Genomic DNA, 15,957 nt, shown 5'->3' on the forward strand with positions numbered 1-15,957 from the left:
TGTAATATAAATTTGTGTCTAACAAACGGTTCCGCCTGTTTTTTTAATATCTTCATCATTTTTCACAATAGCTTCGATAGCTGCTGTCAGTCCTTCGACTACAGTATCTACAGACATTGAAGGCATATTCGGTTTACTTATAACCTGTTCAGGCAAAAAAGGAATATGAATAAATCCTGATTTTTTTTCTTTATATTTTTTCTCAATTAAATATCTTACACCATATAAAACGTGGTTGCAAACAAACGTTCCCGCAGTATTTGAAACCGAAGCCGGAATTTCATGATTTCTAATATTTTCCACTATGGCTTTTACAGGCAAATTGGAAAAATAAGCACTTTCTCCGTCAGAGAAAACAGGTTCGTCTATAACCTGATTTCCTTCATTGTCGGGAATACGGAAATCATCAATATTTATACCTATACGTTCTACAGTAATGTCGAATCTTCCTCCTGCCTGCCCGATAGATAAAATAACATCAGGATTATGCTCCTCAACAGCTTTTTCTATTTTCTCAAGAGATTTTATTCTGACAGTAGGAATTTCTATTTTTATAATTTCAGCTCCCGCAATATTATCGGGTAATTTTTTTACGGCTTCAAGAGCCGGATTTACAAGTTCTCCTCCGAAAGGATCGAACCCTGTAACTAATATTTTCATTGACGCCCTCCTCAAATGTTTATTTTATACCGAACAGCAACAGCATTAATATTATATGAACAACGAATAATGCCAATGCCATAGGAATTTGTGTTTTAATCATAGCATTTTTATCTTTTATTTCAAGTATGGAAGCAGGAACTATATTAAAGTTTGCAGCCATAGGTGTCATAAGTGTTCCGCAGTAACCTGCAGTCATTCCTAAAGCTCCTATAACGGCAGGATTTCCTCCGTGTTTTAAAATGAACGGAATACCTATACCTGCTGTTATTACTGAGAATGCTGCGAAGGCATTTCCCATAATCATAGTAAATACTGCCATTCCTATTGCATAAATAATGATACCTAAAAATATATTTCCTGAAGGAACTACAGACGAAATACTTTGAGCAATAACATTTCCGACACCGGCTTCTTTAAATACCACTCCGAGAGCTGCAAGTAACTGAGGCAAAAGAGCTGCTGCCCCTGTCTGCATCAGAAGTTTTGCAGAGTCTTCGTTTGTTTCGCTTAAATTCGGTTTTATAATTAAAAGTGCCACAATTAATGCAATAATAGCACCTCCTCCAATACCTAATGCAGCAGGAATAGCTGTTTTTCCGATTTTAAATTGAAGTATCAGAAAAGCTGAAATACCTATTAATGCAGCAGGAATAAATATCAGATTTCCGAATTTTCTGCTTTGAGCTATTTTGAATTCGGCAGAAATATCTGCAAATTTTCCCATTTTAAGCTGATTTGTAACTGTAATAAGTCCTAAAACTATTAACATTCCGCCTGTGTATACATATGGAATATATTTTCCCAAAATGAATATAAGACCTAAAAGAAACCAGAATAAAAAAGTTCCTATTTTTGCTTTTTCATTTTTAAGCCCTCTGATTGCAGTGCTTATACTGACCAATCCGCAAAGAATGTAAATTATTTCGGATAAATAGTTAAAAAGTGTTTTCAAGTCCATTATTTATTACCTCCCTGCGAATCTTTTTTAAGTTTTTTGTCATAAAGACTTACTTGTATAATTGTAAATATTATTGCAATAATTCCTATAGGAATTGAGTAAAATGCAAGATTTTTAAGAGAAACATTGTATCCGTTTTCTCCCATTGTACTTTGGATAAGAAGTAATCCTGATGCACCGACAAATATGTTTTGAGCAAAGAAGTTACCGTAGTTTTCCACTGCACCGCTTAAGCTTTTTAAACGTTCAGTTTCATCTTCACTTAGTTTTCCCCCTTTGGAAGCTTCAGCAGCAGCCTCAGACATTGGTAAAATAAGCGGTCTTATAAATTGGATGTGTCCTCCGATTCTTATAGAAAGAGCCGATGCGACAGAACGGATAATCATATAAAAACCTAAAATTTTTCCTGCAGTGGCATTTTTAAGGTTTCCTATAAGTTCCGCACTTCTTTCCTTCAGACCGTATCTTTCCAATATAGCAATGACAGGGAAACTGATTAAAAAGATAGACATTAATCTGTTCTCCACAAAGGCTTTCCCCATAATTTCAAGGATTTTGAAAAAGTCGATTTTTGCAGCCAATCCTGTAGCAACTCCTGCGGTTATTACGACAGCAAGAACGTCCAATTTCAAAGAAAATCCTACGACAATAATAACGATACCTATAAGTATCCATAAATTCATAAAAAACTCCTCCTTATATAAATAATAATTGTTACAGATACAGTATTTTAACCTTAAATTACGATAAATGCAATAGGTAAAAGTAATTAAATTGAAAAAACGGTATGATATCCGACGAAATTTTTGCAGATTTTATGTTGTGAAAAAGTCTGAAAATAAAAGAAATTTTGAAAAAAATAAAAAATATTGTTTTAAATGGTAAAAATTCCGAAATGATATTTTTGAGAAATCTTAATATCAGAATATAGTGATTTAGGGAAAAAAGCGTTATTCTGATAAAATTCATTCATGATAAAAGAAATCTGAAAGGAAAAATTATGAATAAGCCTGTGGAAGATAAATTGAGAATACTAAGTGCTGCTGCTAAATACGACGTATCGTGTTCGTCGAGCGGAAGTAAAAGAGCAAATAAAAATAACGGATTGGGAAATGCGGCTTTTAGCGGAATATGCCATTCGTGGTCGGCAGACGGGCGATGTGTTTCCCTGCTTAAAATCCTTATGACAAATCATTGTATGTACGATTGTAAATACTGTGTTAATCGTAGAAGTAACGATATTGAAAGAGCGATACTCACTCCTGAAGAGATTGTAAAGCTGACTGTAAATTTTTACAGAAGAAATTATATCGAAGGGCTGTTTTTAAGTTCGGGAATAATAAAAAGTGCCGATTACACAATGGAGCAGATGATTATTGTAGCGAAAAAACTTCGACTCGAAGAAAACTTTAACGGATATATTCATATGAAAGTTATACCCGGTGCAAGTAAGGAACTTATACGGGAAATGGGACTGTACGTAGACAGAGTTTCAGTAAATATAGAACTTGCTGAGAGTAAAGCTCTGAAATTGCTCGCTCCCGACAAAAAATCCATAGATATTTCAACATCTATGGGACTGGTACATAAAAATGAAGTGGAAAATAAAGAAGAAAAGAAAATATTTAAAAGTGCACCTTTATACATTCCGGCAGGACAGACAACTCAAATGATTATAGGAGCAAGCGGAGAAAGCGATTATAAAATACTTAATAAAAGTGAGAATCTTTATAAAAATTTTGACTTGAAAAGAGTATATTATTCGGCTTATGTTCCTGTAAACAAGTCAGGAATCCTTGCTAATGTCGATGCTGCTCCGATGATAAGAGAGCATCGTCTTTATCAGGCAGATTGGTTGCTCAGATTTTATAAATTTAAAGCCGGAGAAATATTGAACGAGCAAAATCCATTTTTTGATCCTCTCCTCGATCCGAAAGCAAATTGGGCTTTGAGAAATTGGTATCTTTTTCCTATGGAAATAAACAGAGCTTCTTATAAAGAGCTTTTGAGGATTCCCGGAATAGGAATAAATTCTGCCCGTCGAATAGTTATGAGCAGAAAATACGGCATAATAAAATATGAACATTTGCAAAAATTGGGGGTAGTAATAAAACGTGCAAAATATTTTATCACTGTAAATGGCGAGTTTTTAGGGCTTAAAAAAGAAAATCCGGAACTGATAAGGAATATTTTAATTGAAAGAGAAAAAATCGGCATGTATCAAATGAGACTTTTTTAAAGAAAGATATCTATAATTTGATAAATGAGAGGCTGAATGCTGAAAATACAGAATTTAAATAAGATTATCAGGAGGAAACAATGCCTAATTATTATTATGACGGAAGTTTTGACGGATTACTCACGGTTATTTTTAAGGCATATAAAAACAGAAAAGAAGTGATAAGAGTAGTCGCCGAAACAGAACAGCTCACTTTCAGAACAGAGGATATACATGTTTTAACTGATCATTATGAAGCTCGACGTGTGGAAAGGACAATATGTAAAAGGCTTTCGGAAAATTTTTTCAAAAGTATACGTCTTTGTTTTTTATCCTTTGAAAACAATAAAGATACTGTAATAGCTAATACCGTTTATAAAGCATTGGATTCTGATGAAAAAATTATACATTCGGCAGATGAACATGCTTTTCTCATGAATAAATTTGTCAAAAGAGTTTTGAGAGAACGGCATAGATATCTCGGAGTTTTAAGATTCAGAGAAATGAAAGACGGAACATTGTTTTCAACAATCGAACCTAAAAATAATGTGTTACCGATCCTGCTTTCTCATTTTGAAAAAAGACTGGGAAAAGAAAAATTTGCTATTTTTGATAAAAAAAGAAAAATGATAGCTTATTATAATTCCGAAAAGTTTGAGCTGTTTTTTGTAAAAACACCTGAAATCGAATGGAGCGATGAAGAACAGGAATATTCTTCTCTCTGGTCGACTTTTCATAAAAGTATCTCTATAAAAGAACGGAAAAATAAAAAACTTCAGCAAAGTAATCTACCTAAATATTATTGGAAACATCTTGTGGAGGAAATGGGGTAAATCTTTACCTACTTTTTTAAGAAAAAAAGTAGCAAAAAATATTCGACTAAAATTTTACTAACTCAAAATAACTCACTTCGCTATAAAAACAACAAACTCGCTTCGGATTAAAAATCCTCGCTCAGACAGTTGTTTTTATAACGTTCCGTTTCGTATTTCTCGAAGTAAAATTTTAATGTCGAAGAAAAGAAAACATGTGTAATTGCAACATTCATATTTTATGACGTAAAAAATATTTTTTGAAAAAAGTTAAAAAAGTAAAAATGTGGTATAATATATAAAACAATATCCAAACGAGTATTTTTGAAAAAAGTTAAAAAAGGAAGGCGGAATGTGAAAACTTTTTTTGCTAAAGTTAAAAAAGTTGGGTATATTTAAAATGTGAAAAGGATGATTTCAATGCAAAAAATAGAGAGCAAAAAAATCAGGAAATTGAATACAACGGATTATTGGATTTTGGAAAAGGTAATGAAAGATTCCGAAGTTTCAAGAACGGATTTGGCAAAAGAAATGGAATTGACTTCGGCTGCAATTTCCAAAGCAATAAAAAAACTTATGTTGCAGGATATAATAATGGAACATGAAGTTTTGGAATCTACAGGGGGCAGACCGAGAAAATCGTTAATAGTCAATAAAGAGTATAAAAAAATTATCGGAGTAAATTTGGGAGTAGGCTTTATAAATATAGTTGTATCTCATTTAAACGGTGAAATTATACAAATAAGACAAAGAAAATTTGTGTATAAAACTCAGGAAAAAGTTCTTGATTTACTTTATGAAGGTATTTCAGATATGGTCGAAAAATTCGGAGAAGAATCAATCATAGGAATAGGACTTGCAACTCACGGATTAGTAGACAGAAAAAAAGGAACAGTTATATTTTCGCCGCATTTCAAATGGAAAAAACTGGATATAAGAAGAGAGCTTGAAAGAAAGTTCAATCTCAAAGTAATCGTGGAAAATGACGTTAGAGCAATGCTTACAGCCGAACATATGTACGGGTGTGCAGGAAACATGAAAAATTTTATGCTGCTTTATATTAGAAACGGCGTAGGTGCTGCAATATTTTTGAACGGCAGAATATTTGAAGGAAGCAATTATTCTGCAGGAGAAGTGGGACATTTTATAGTGAACGAAAAATCTACGATTCAATGCAGATGCGGTAAATTCGGATGTCTGGAAACGGAATATTCGGAGCAGGCTCTCATAAACAAAGTTATTTGGGAATTGGAAAAAAGGGACAGGAATGAATCTAAAGAAAAAATAACTATAGACAGGATATACAGTCGTTCCAAGCATAAGGAAGAACCTTATTATTCCATAGTGAAAGAGGCAGCTTACGAAACGGGAAAAGTAATCGGAAATATACTGAATATCCTTGATATTGATAATGTGGTAGTTGCAGGGGATATAATTATGACTGAAAAACTTTATATGAATAATTTCAGAAAAGGTGTAGACAGGATGATTTTGGAAGATTTTAATAAAAAAGTTAAAATCGTATCTTCGGCACTGGATGACATGATAGGGATTTACGGAGCCATATCCCTTGTTACGAGTAATTTGTTTGTAGGAGAAAAACTGATGAAAGGGTAATATTAAGTTAAGGCAATAAAAAAAATATTTTATAGAGGTGAAAAGGAATGAAAAAGATTTTATTGGTTATGCTTGCAATGTTTATGCTGCTGGCATGTGGAGGAGAGAAAAAAGAAGAGGCAAAAGGAGGAGAACCGGCTAAAGACGGTAAAAAAATCAAAATCGGAGTTACCATTTACAAATATGATGATAACTTCATGGCTACATTGAGAAAAGACCTTGAAGCATTTGCCAAAGAAGATGCAAATGTGGAATTGATTATGAACGATTCTCAAAACAATCAGGCTACACAAAACGAGCAGGTAGATACAATGATAGCAAAAGGTGTGGACGTACTTGCAATAAACCTTGTAGACCCTGCAGCAGGACAGACAATAGTTGATAAAGCAAAAGCTGCAAATTTACCTGTTGTATTCTTTAATAAAGATCCGGGAGAAGCAACATTGAGCAGCTACGACAAAGCATACTATGTAGGAACTAAACCTGAAGAATCAGGAATAATTCAGGGACAATTAATCGAGAAAAACTGGAAAGCAGATGCTAAAGAAGATTTAAACGGTGACGGAGTTATCCAATATGTGTTATTAAAAGGAGAACCGGGACACCCTGATGCAGAAGCAAGAACAACTTTCGTAATTAAAGAATTAAACGATAAAGGAATCAAAACTGAAAAACTTCAGGAAGACACAGGAATGTGGGATGCAGCTCAGGCTAAAGATAAAATGGATGCATGGTTGTCAGGACCTAACGCTTCAAAAATAGAAGTAGTTATTTCAAACAATGACGGAATGGCATTGGGAGCATTGGAAGCATTAAAAGCTCATCAAAAAAATCTTCCTGTATACGGAGTTGATGCGTTAGCGGAAGCATTGACATTAATAGAATCAGGAGAATTAAAAGGAACTGTATTGAATGACGGTAAAAATCAGGCGAAAGCAGTATTGGAATTGGCAAGAAACTTAGGAAACGGAAAAGAACCTCTTGACGGTACTTCATGGAAATTTGAAGGGAAATCTGTAAGAGTTCCTTATATAGGTGTAGATAAAGATAACTTGGCAGAATTCAAAAAATAATTTTTAAATATTAAATTAAACGGATACCGCTTATAAGATTTTTCCGAACTTATTCGCGGTACCTTTTTAAAAAAGAGGTGAAAAATGGAAAATTCCGATAAAAAACATGAATATGTTTTGCGAATGGAAGGTATCAGTAAAGAATTTCCCGGGGTAAAAGCACTGGATAACGTTAATTTGAGAATAAGACCTAACAGCGTACATGCACTTATGGGGGAAAACGGTGCAGGGAAATCTACTTTGATGAAATGTCTTTTCGGTATATATAAGAAAAATGCAGGAGAAATATATCTGGAAGATAAAAAAATAGAGTTTAAAAATTCCAAAGAAGCCTTGGAAAAAGGAGTTTCCATGGTGCATCAGGAGCTGAATCAGGTTATTCAAAGAAATGTAATGGATAACATATGGCTCGGAAGATACCCGAAAAAGGGCTTGTTCATAGATGAAGAAAAAATGTATAAAGATACGAAAGAAATATTTGAAAGACTGGAAATAAAAATAGATCCGAGAACGAAAGTAAGCAATCTTTCAGTGTCCCAAATGCAAATGCTGGAAATTGCCAAAGCGGTTTCTTATGATTCAAAAGTATTGATATTGGACGAACCTACATCTTCGTTGACTGAAAATGAAGTAAAACATCTGTTTCACATAATAAAAAAATTACAGGGAAGCGGAATCGGGATAGTATATATTTCACACAAAATGGAAGAAATTACTGAAATTTGTGATGAAATAACAATATTAAGAGACGGACAGTGGGTTACAACTGAAAAAGTAAAAGATTTGACTACCGATCAGATTATAAATCTCATGGTCGGAAGGGATTTGACAAACAGATTCCCTGATAAGACAAATAAACCGTCAGATGTCATTATGGAAGTGGAAAATCTGACTGCTAAAAGAAAAAATTCTATCGAAGATGTTTCTTTTACTCTTCATAAAGGAGAAATACTTGGAATTGCAGGACTTGTAGGGTCTAAAAGAACGGATATTGTAGAAACGATATTCGGTGTAATGGAAAGAAAGTCGGGAACAATAAAAATACACGGAAAGACTGTAAATATAAGAAATCCTAAAGAAGCGACAGCAAACGGACTTGCACTCATTACAGAAGAAAGACGTTCTACGGGAATATTTTCAATGTTGGACATAAAATTCAATTCAATTATTTCCAATACGAGAAATTATAAATCTAAAATAGGGCTGTTGAATGATAAAAGAATACAGAAAGACACAGGATGGGTTATAGAAAGTATGAGAGTAAAAACTCCTTCTCAAAGAACTCACATAGGAAGTCTGTCGGGAGGAAATCAGCAGAAAGTCATAATAGGAAGATGGCTTTTGACAGAACCTGAAATACTTCTGATGGATGAGCCTACAAGGGGAATAGATGTAGGAGCAAAATTTGAAATTTATCAGTTAATGGTAAATCTTGCAAAAAAAGATAAAGGAATTATAATGATTTCATCGGAAATGCCTGAGTTACTGGGAGTTACCGACAGAATACTGGTTATGAGTAACGGTAAAGTTGCCGGAATAGTAAAAACATCGGAAACTACTCAGGAAGAAATATTAAAATTAACGGCTAAGTATCTATAGGAGGAAAAATGGCGGAAAGAATGGATAAAGGCGTAAAGTCTTTTGATTTAAAAGAACTGATATTAAACGGAGGAATATATTTTGTGTTGATTTTATTACTGATATTGATAGTAATAAAAGATCCTACGTTTCTCAGATTAATAAATATACAGAATATTCTTACTCAATCATCAGTCAGAATAATAATAGCATTGGGAGTTGCAGGAATTATAGTTACTCAGGGAACAGATCTGTCAGTAGGTAGACAGGTCGGTATGGCGGCTTTACTTTCGGCAACATTATTACAGGCAGTAACTAATCCGAATAAAGTATTTAAAACACTTGGAGTTTTACCTATACCTGTAGTTATTCTTATAATAGTTGTTTTAGGAGCGATTTTCGGACTTGTAAACGGACTGATTGTAGCGAAACTGGATGTAGTGCCTTTCGTTACAACTATGGGAACAATGGTTATCGTTTACGGTATAAACTCATTGTATTTTGATTATGTGGGAGCATCTCCCGTAGCAGGATTTGACAAGAGATACTCTGAAGTAGCACAGGGAGCATTATTTCAATTCGGTCAGTTAAGACTGTCATATCTGATTATATATGCAGTAATAGCGATAGTATTTATGTGGATATTGTGGAATAAAACAGTATTCGGGAAAAATCTGTTTGCAGTGGGAGGAAATCCCGAAGCTGCAAGAGTATCGGGAGTAAATGTGGCGAAAACACTTATACTTGTATATGTTCTTTCGGGAATTATGTATGCACTTGGAGGATTTCTGGAAGCTGCACGTATAGGGTCGGCTACAAATAACTTGGGATTCATGTACGAAATGGATGCCATTGCAGCCTGCGTCGTTGGAGGAGTGTCCTTTAACGGAGGAGTAGGAAAAATCTCGGGAGTAGTTGCGGGAGTTATAATATTTACACTTATTAACTACGGATTGACATATATAAGTGTCAGCCCTTACTGGCAATACATCATAAAAGGTATAATAATAATAACTGCAGTTGCAATAGACGTATTAAAATACAGAAAAAATAAATAAGACAGAATGTCTCAAGGGGAATTTAAAAGAGTATATTAATTTTTCAGGAGGATAAAAAATGTTGAATTTAAAAGAAAAATTTTTTGAAGTGTTCGGAGAAAATTCGGAAAAAGAATTTTTTTCTCCGGGAAGAGTGAATCTTATAGGAGAGCATACTGATTATAACGGAGGTAATGTATTTCCGTGTGCCATAGACAGAGGTACTTATGCCCTTATAAAGACAAGAAATGACAACAGGTTCAGAATGTACTCGGAAAACTTTGAAAAAATAGGAATAATTGAATTTAGTCTGGATAAACTTGAAAATGAAAAAGCACACGACTGGGCAAATTATCCTAAGGGCGTAATAAAAATGTTTATAGATGCGGGATATAAGATAGACAAGGGCTTTGATATACTCTTTTACGGCAACATTCCCAACGGAGCGGGACTTTCGTCATCGGCTTCCATTGAGATATTGACAGCGGTAATATTGAAAAATATGTTCGGCTTGAATATTGATATGATAGAAATGGTAAAACTGGGACAAAAAACGGAAAATCTGTTTATCGGAGTAAATTCTGGAATAATGGATCAGTTTGCCGTAGGAATGGGTAAAAAGGACCATGCAGTTCTACTTGACTGTAATACATTAAAATATGAATATGTTCCTGTAATACTGAAAAATGAAGTGATAGTAATATCCAATACAAATAAAAGAAGAGGACTTGCAGATTCAAAATATAATGAAAGACGTGGAGAATGTGAAACTGCGTTGAAAGATTTACAGGAAAAACTTAAAATAAAAGCATTGGGAGAATTATCCATAGAGGAGTTTGAAGAAAATAAAGATTTAATAAAAAATGAAATAAACAGAAAAAGGGCAAAACATGCAGTTTACGAAAATCAGAGAACGATAAAAGCACAAAAAGAATTATCGGCAGGGAATTTGGAAGAATTCGGAAAACTGATGAATCAGTCACATGAGTCTTTGAGAGATGATTACGAAGTTACCGGGAAAGAACTGGATACTTTAACGGAACTCGCTTGGAAACAGAACGGAGTAATAGGCTCGAGAATGACAGGAGCGGGTTTTGGAGGCTGCACTGTAAGCATTGTAAAAAAAGATAAAGTAGACGAATTTATAAAAAATGTAGGCAAAGGTTATAAAGAAAAAATAGGTTATGATGCTGATTTTTATATTGTGGAAGTAAGTGAAGGACCGAGAGAGTTATGATTAATATAGAAAAAAAAGAATTCGGAATGTATAAGGGAGAAAAAGTATATAAATATGAACTGAAAGGTGAAAACGGATTTCAGGTAAACATTTTAAATTTAGGCGGCATTATAACCGAAATATTTGTGAAGAATAAAGAAGAAAAAGTTAAAAATGTAGTGTTAGGTTACGACAATATTGAAAAATATATTGACAATAAGGCTTATCCAGGATCGGTAATAGGAAGAACAGCAGGAAGAACTGCAAATGCATCTTTTTACATAGACGGGACAGAGTATAAACTGGATAAAAACAGTGGGAAAAATTCCATACATGGAGGAAATCAAGGATTTCATACGAAAATATTCAATGTGAAAGAACTGGAAAACGGGATAGAGCTTTCTTATACAAGTCCTGACGGCGAAGAAGGATATCCCGGAAATCTAGAATTTAAAATTTTCTATTTATTGGACAAAAATCGTCTGACATTAAAATATGAGGCGATTTCTGACAAAAAAACATATGTTAATCCGACAAATCATTCGTATTTTAATTTGGCAGGAAATACTGAAAGAAATGGAGACGAGCAGATCTTGAAAATAGAAGCTGATAATGTGTGCGAACTTGCCGATGATTCAGTTCCTACAGGGAGATTTATCAATGTTGAAAATACTGCATTTGATTTAAGAAAAGGAATTGTTATAAAAAAAGGTATAGAAAAAGGGCATTCTCAGTTTGAAATAACAAGGGCTTACGACCATCCTTTTGTTTTGAACAGTGTAGAAAAGGGAAAACCTCAAATCACACTTTTCTCCGAATACAGCGGAATAGAAATGAAAGTTTATACTACTGAAAATACAGCGGTTGTATATACGGGAAATTACCTCGATGATATGCCGTTATTTACAGGAGAAAATGACGGAAATAAAAATAACCGTTATTTGGGAGTAGCCATAGAAACACAGGATTTTCCTAACGGAATAAATGAAAAAAACTTTAAAACAAGTCCTCTTAATCCAGGGGAAAAGTATCACAGTAAAACAGTATATGAATTTAATGTTGCTCGATAAATAGAAAACAAAGAAAGAAATGTTAAATTTTAAGATATTGAAATAGAGAAAGGAGCAGATAAAATGAATATATTGGTAATAGGAGGAGCGGGTTATATAGGTTCTCACACGGTAAATCTTCTGAAAAAGAGCGAATACAATCCAATAATTTACGATAATCTGTCAAAAGGATACGAACAGGTAGCAGAAATATTGGGAGTAAAACTTATAAAAGGAGATTTGGGAGATAGGGAAAAACTCAAAGAAGTTTTTGAAAAAGAAAAAATAGATGCGGTTATGCACTTTGCGGCTTTTATAGAAGTCGGAGAATCTGTGCAGAAACCTTCGGAATATTACGATAATAATGTAGCAAAGGTTCTAAAACTGCTCGATCAAATGGTCGAATCGGGAGTGAAGAAATTTATATTCAGTTCCACTGCAGCAACTTTCGGAGAGCCTAAAAAAGAAAAAATAGATGAAACGCATATTCAGTTACCGATAAATCCTTACGGAAAAACGAAACTGACAGTGGAAAAAATACTTGAAGACTACGATACTGCTTACGGTCTGAAAAGTACGGTGCTGAGATATTTTAATGCGAGCGGATCTGACAAAGACGGGCTTATAGGAGAAAGTCATATCCCCGAAACTCATTTGATACCGTTAATATTACAGGCTGCAAGCGGTAAAAGGGAAAGTATAAAAATATTCGGAAACGACTATAATACAAAAGACGGTACTTGTATAAGGGATTTTGTCCATGTGTATGACTTGGGAAAAGCTCATATTTTAGGAATGGAGAAAATGTTTAAAGAAAACAGAAGTTTAAACTATAATCTCGGAAGCGGAGAAGGCTATAGCGTAAAAGAAGTTATAGAAAAAGTCAAGGAAGTTACAGGAAAAGATTTTAAAGTCGATGAAGTGGAAAAAAGAGCAGGGGATCCTGCAGTTTTGGTAGCCGACTCGACAAAAGCCGAAAAAGAACTGAACTGGAAACCTGAATACGATCTCGAAGAAATTATAAAATCGGCTTGGAAATGGGAAATGAACAGAAAATATTAAATCGGATGTGAAAAGTATGGATATATATGCAGAAATTGAAAAACTTGTGGAATATTCAGTAAAAAACGGATTTGTAAATGAAGAAGACAGGATTTTAATAACAAATTTAGTAGCGGGAGCAATAGAGCTCGATACTTACAGAGAGTTTTCCGAAAAAGAAAGAGAAGAAATAAAAAAGGAAACGGAAAATATTGTTTATCCTTCGGAAATTCTTGATAATATAGTAAAATGGGCAGGGGAAAACGGTAGATTGAAAAGTGATACGGTTACTTTTCAGGATTTAATGAACTCGAAAATAATGGGTCAAATCGTTCCGAGAACTTCCGAAGTGAGAAAAGAATTTTGGGATAAATACGATAATTATGGAATAGACAAGGCTACAGAGTTTTTTTACGGATTATCCAAAAAAAGCAACTATATAAGAATGGACAGAATATCCAAAAATATTCACTGGAATTATGAAAATAATTACGGAAATCTTGAAATAACAATAAATCTTTCAAAGCCTGAAAAAGACCCGAGAGAAATTGCGATGGCAAAAGACAAAGTTTCCTCAAATTACCCTAAAGGACTTTTGGACAAGGAAAACGAAGGATACATGGGAAGACTGGATCATCCGGGAAGGCAGAATTTAAGAACAGTAAGACTTAATCTGACAAATGAGAACTGGTATTTTCAGTATTCTCCTTATACTTATTATAACGAACATTCTATCGTGTTTTCCCATGAGCATAGACCTATGAAAATCGATAAGTCGACTTTTCAGAGATTACTCGAATTTGTAACAATATTTCCTCATTATTTTATAGGCTCAAATGCGGATTTGCCTATCGTAGGAGGCTCAATACTTTCCCATGATCATTTTCAGGCGGGAAGACATATTTTTCCTATGGAAAAGGCGAGAATAAAAGAAAAGATAGTGTTTAATGGATTTGAAGACGTTGAAGCGGGAATTTTGAACTGGCCTATGTCTGTTATAAGAATAAACGGAGAAAAGAAAAGGCTTGTAGAACTTGCCGACAAAATACTGAAAAAATGGATAGATTACAATGAGGAAAAACTTGATATTTACTCGCATGCAAAGGGAGAAAGACACAACACTATTACACCTATTGCAAGGTTTAAAGACGGGAAATACGAGCTTGATCTTGTATTGAGAAATAATCTTACCAATAAAAATCATCCTTTGGGGATATTTCATCCTCATGATGAACATCATAATATAAAAAAGGAAAATATAGGATTAATCGAAGTGATGGGTCTGGCTATATTGCCGGGAAGACTTAAAGAAGAAACGGCACAAATAAAGGAAATAATAACAAAAGTAAGAAATTCCGAAGAATTTAAAAATACAGGAAATTATGAAAAATGTTATGAGGAAATGGATAAAAACGAAAGTTTGAAAAAACATACAAAATGGCTGAAACATTATTTAGAAGAGCATAAAATAAAACATCTGATTGAAGAAAGTCCGGATGTATTTATTGAAAATGCTATAGGAGAAACTTTTTCGAGAGTTCTTGAAGATTGCGGAGTATTTAAAAATAACGAAATCGGAGAGAAAGGCTTTTTGAAATTTATAAGAAAAGTGAATGAATAGGGGAAAAGAAATACTTTAACGATGCTTTCTCAAAAAATTCTTAGATTAATATAAAAAGGGTTGTATTTAAAATAGTTTTTCTATTTTTTACAGCCCTTTTTGTAAGAGTTGATTTACTTATTTCGATGAAGTTTCTAAATTTTCAAAAACTTTGAAAAAATCATTGACGTTGAGTAAATTTTCTTCTCGCAATGATGAAAATGTTATTACTGACAGGGACAAAAATATTGCCAAAATTATCTTTTTCATAATATTTTATTTTCCTTATAAATTATTTGGAGAAAAAACTCTTTATTTCATTTTGAGCCTTGGTAATTATAACATCTGTTTTTTGTGAAAACTCTTGTAAATTAAACATTTCGTCAAATCCTTTATCTTCCATTTTCCAATCCGAATCAATTTTCTCAAATCCGATTTTTAAGTCTTTTGTTTTTCTTTTTGCATTTGTTTTCTTTGAAATTGTTGAAAAAATTTTTACAAATTCTTCAGATGAAAATTCATCAGAATTTCTTTTGTCGGATGCTTTTTTCTGTGTTGCAAGTTTTTTGATATCTCCAATAATTTCAGATGAATATTTGTCAATATCTATAATAGAAATACTCATGTATACTGTTGCCTTTTTTCCTGTAATTTTAACATCTTTAATTTCATATTTATTGCTATTTATATAATCTGAATAAAAATCGGAAAGTTTTTCAATATCTTCTTTAGTTAAAGATCCGTCATCATTTTACAAATTCATATAAGATTTCAAATAATTATTTAAAGAATCACTTTTAAATAGCTCTATAATAAATTCAGTTTGTGATTTAATAATCTTTTTATCATTTTCTATTTCGTTTTGTGTTGCAGGAAAACTTATAATTGCTAATGTTATAAATATTAAAAGAATTATTTTTTTCATTTATATCATCTCCTCATTTGTTTTATTTAAAATCATATTATCATAAAATAAGAAAAAAATAAAATAGAAAATGTTAAAATACAAAAAATCTTTACAAAATCCACAAAAAAGTATATAATAAATATACAGAAAGCGAGCAGTTCAAGCCTTCCTGTGCAAGACAGGTGTTT

15 protein-coding genes are annotated in these 15,957 nt (G+C 33.1%); 10 read left to right on the plus strand and 5 right to left on the minus strand.

Annotated features, from left to right (window positions below; translation table 11 throughout):
- Positions 1 to 18: 18 nt before the first annotated feature.
- The 3 genes from pcp to FVE72_RS02360 are packed head-to-tail and all read right to left on the minus strand — an operon-like array spanning position 19 to position 2,304.
- Entirely contained in the window at positions 19 to 660 is a 642-nt protein-coding gene (pcp, locus tag FVE72_RS02350; RefSeq protein WP_026737102.1) for a pyroglutamyl-peptidase I, read from the minus strand.
- A gap of 19 nt (positions 661 to 679) precedes the next feature.
- On the minus strand, positions 680 to 1,621 hold the full coding sequence (locus tag FVE72_RS02355) for a DUF979 domain-containing protein (protein WP_026737103.1): 942 nt from the start codon (positions 1,619 to 1,621) through the stop codon (positions 680 to 682).
- On the minus strand, positions 1,621 to 2,304 hold the full coding sequence (locus tag FVE72_RS02360; protein WP_026737104.1) for a DUF969 domain-containing protein: 684 nt from the start codon (positions 2,302 to 2,304) through the stop codon (positions 1,621 to 1,623). The genes FVE72_RS02355 and FVE72_RS02360 overlap by 1 nt, the downstream gene beginning before the upstream one ends.
- A 317-nt stretch (positions 2,305 to 2,621) precedes the next feature.
- Between FVE72_RS02360 and FVE72_RS02365 the strand changes: the two genes are divergently transcribed.
- From FVE72_RS02365 to FVE72_RS02410, 10 genes are all read left to right on the plus strand, one after another.
- On the plus strand, positions 2,622 to 3,860 hold the full coding sequence (locus tag FVE72_RS02365) for a putative DNA modification/repair radical SAM protein (RefSeq protein ID WP_026737105.1): 1,239 nt from the start codon (positions 2,622 to 2,624) through the stop codon (positions 3,858 to 3,860).
- An 80-nt stretch (positions 3,861 to 3,940) separates the two neighbouring features.
- On the plus strand, positions 3,941 to 4,672 hold the full coding sequence (locus FVE72_RS02370; RefSeq protein WP_026737106.1) for a TIGR03915 family putative DNA repair protein: 732 nt from the start codon (positions 3,941 to 3,943) through the stop codon (positions 4,670 to 4,672).
- A 399-nt stretch (positions 4,673 to 5,071) separates the two neighbouring features.
- Entirely contained in the window at positions 5,072 to 6,268 is a 1,197-nt protein-coding gene (locus FVE72_RS02375) for an ROK family protein (RefSeq protein WP_026737107.1), read from the plus strand.
- A 47-nt stretch (positions 6,269 to 6,315) separates the two neighbouring features.
- Positions 6,316 to 7,341 (plus strand): galactose/glucose ABC transporter substrate-binding protein MglB, encoded by a 1,026-nt coding sequence (gene mglB / locus FVE72_RS02380; RefSeq protein WP_006806244.1) that lies wholly within the window; start codon positions 6,316 to 6,318, stop codon positions 7,339 to 7,341.
- A gap of 84 nt (positions 7,342 to 7,425) precedes the next feature.
- Entirely contained in the window at positions 7,426 to 8,940 is a 1,515-nt protein-coding gene (gene mglA / locus FVE72_RS02385) for a galactose/methyl galactoside ABC transporter ATP-binding protein MglA (RefSeq protein WP_026737109.1), read from the plus strand.
- Positions 8,941 to 8,948: 8 nt separating this feature from the next.
- The gene (gene mglC / locus FVE72_RS02390) at positions 8,949 to 9,977 is read left to right on the plus strand and encodes a galactose/methyl galactoside ABC transporter permease MglC (RefSeq protein ID WP_006806259.1); all 1,029 of its coding nucleotides are present in this window, start codon (positions 8,949 to 8,951) and stop codon (positions 9,975 to 9,977) included.
- A gap of 58 nt (positions 9,978 to 10,035) precedes the next feature.
- A complete protein-coding gene (locus FVE72_RS02395) occupies positions 10,036 to 11,193 on the plus strand; it encodes a galactokinase (protein ID WP_026737111.1) in 1,158 nt (385 codons plus the stop codon).
- The gene (locus tag FVE72_RS02400) at positions 11,190 to 12,242 is read left to right on the plus strand and encodes an aldose epimerase family protein (RefSeq protein WP_026737112.1); all 1,053 of its coding nucleotides are present in this window, start codon (positions 11,190 to 11,192) and stop codon (positions 12,240 to 12,242) included. Before FVE72_RS02395 ends, FVE72_RS02400 begins: the two co-directional genes overlap by 4 nt.
- Before the next feature lie 63 nt (positions 12,243 to 12,305).
- Positions 12,306 to 13,283: a UDP-glucose 4-epimerase GalE gene (gene galE / locus FVE72_RS02405; RefSeq protein WP_026737113.1), complete on the plus strand. Its 978-nt coding sequence runs from the start codon at positions 12,306 to 12,308 to the stop codon at positions 13,281 to 13,283.
- A gap of 16 nt (positions 13,284 to 13,299) precedes the next feature.
- Positions 13,300 to 14,883, plus strand: a complete 1,584-nt coding sequence (locus FVE72_RS02410) for a UDP-glucose--hexose-1-phosphate uridylyltransferase (RefSeq protein ID WP_026737114.1) — start codon at positions 13,300 to 13,302, stop codon at positions 14,881 to 14,883.
- A gap of 271 nt (positions 14,884 to 15,154) precedes the next feature.
- Here the strand turns inward: FVE72_RS02410 and FVE72_RS02415 are convergent, their stop codons facing one another.
- Together FVE72_RS02415 and FVE72_RS11195 are read right to left on the minus strand one after the other, a co-directional pair.
- Entirely contained in the window at positions 15,155 to 15,487 is a 333-nt protein-coding gene (locus FVE72_RS02415; protein WP_026737115.1) for a hypothetical protein, read from the minus strand.
- Between the two features lie 126 nt (positions 15,488 to 15,613).
- On the minus strand, positions 15,614 to 15,787 hold the full coding sequence (locus FVE72_RS11195) for a hypothetical protein (RefSeq protein ID WP_154669367.1): 174 nt from the start codon (positions 15,785 to 15,787) through the stop codon (positions 15,614 to 15,616).
- Positions 15,788 to 15,957 lie beyond the last annotated feature (170 nt).

The sequence above is a fragment of the Pseudoleptotrichia goodfellowii genome (genome assembly GCF_007990505.1).
In the GTDB taxonomy this organism is placed as follows: Bacteria; Fusobacteriota; Fusobacteriia; order Fusobacteriales; family Leptotrichiaceae; genus Pseudoleptotrichia; species Pseudoleptotrichia goodfellowii.

Excerpts from the sequence above, each read along its gene's own strand:
- FVE72_RS11195 (WP_154669367.1), bottom strand. The coding sequence starts at position 15,787 with ATGAAAAAAATAATTCTTTTAATATTTATAACATTAGCAATTATAAGT.
- FVE72_RS02410 (WP_026737114.1), top strand. The coding sequence starts at position 13,300 with ATGGATATATATGCAGAAATTGAAAAACTTGTGGAATATTCAGTAAAA.
- FVE72_RS02370 (WP_026737106.1), top strand. The coding sequence starts at position 3,941 with ATGCCTAATTATTATTATGACGGAAGTTTTGACGGATTACTCACGGTT.
- mglA (WP_026737109.1), top strand. The coding sequence starts at position 7,426 with ATGGAAAATTCCGATAAAAAACATGAATATGTTTTGCGAATGGAAGGT.
- FVE72_RS02375 (WP_026737107.1), top strand. The coding sequence starts at position 5,072 with ATGCAAAAAATAGAGAGCAAAAAAATCAGGAAATTGAATACAACGGAT.
- mglB (WP_006806244.1), top strand. The coding sequence starts at position 6,316 with ATGAAAAAGATTTTATTGGTTATGCTTGCAATGTTTATGCTGCTGGCA.
- FVE72_RS02395 (WP_026737111.1), top strand. The coding sequence starts at position 10,036 with ATGTTGAATTTAAAAGAAAAATTTTTTGAAGTGTTCGGAGAAAATTCG.
- pcp (WP_026737102.1), bottom strand. The coding sequence starts at position 660 with ATGAAAATATTAGTTACAGGGTTCGATCCTTTCGGAGGAGAACTTGTA.
- FVE72_RS02360 (WP_026737104.1), bottom strand. The coding sequence starts at position 2,304 with ATGAATTTATGGATACTTATAGGTATCGTTATTATTGTCGTAGGATTT.
- FVE72_RS02365 (WP_026737105.1), top strand. The coding sequence starts at position 2,622 with ATGAATAAGCCTGTGGAAGATAAATTGAGAATACTAAGTGCTGCTGCT.
- FVE72_RS02415 (WP_026737115.1), bottom strand. The coding sequence starts at position 15,487 with ATGAGTATTTCTATTATAGATATTGACAAATATTCATCTGAAATTATT.
- galE (WP_026737113.1), top strand. The coding sequence starts at position 12,306 with ATGAATATATTGGTAATAGGAGGAGCGGGTTATATAGGTTCTCACACG.
- FVE72_RS02400 (WP_026737112.1), top strand. The coding sequence starts at position 11,190 with ATGATTAATATAGAAAAAAAAGAATTCGGAATGTATAAGGGAGAAAAA.
- mglC (WP_006806259.1), top strand. The coding sequence starts at position 8,949 with ATGGCGGAAAGAATGGATAAAGGCGTAAAGTCTTTTGATTTAAAAGAA.
- FVE72_RS02355 (WP_026737103.1), bottom strand. The coding sequence starts at position 1,621 with ATGGACTTGAAAACACTTTTTAACTATTTATCCGAAATAATTTACATT.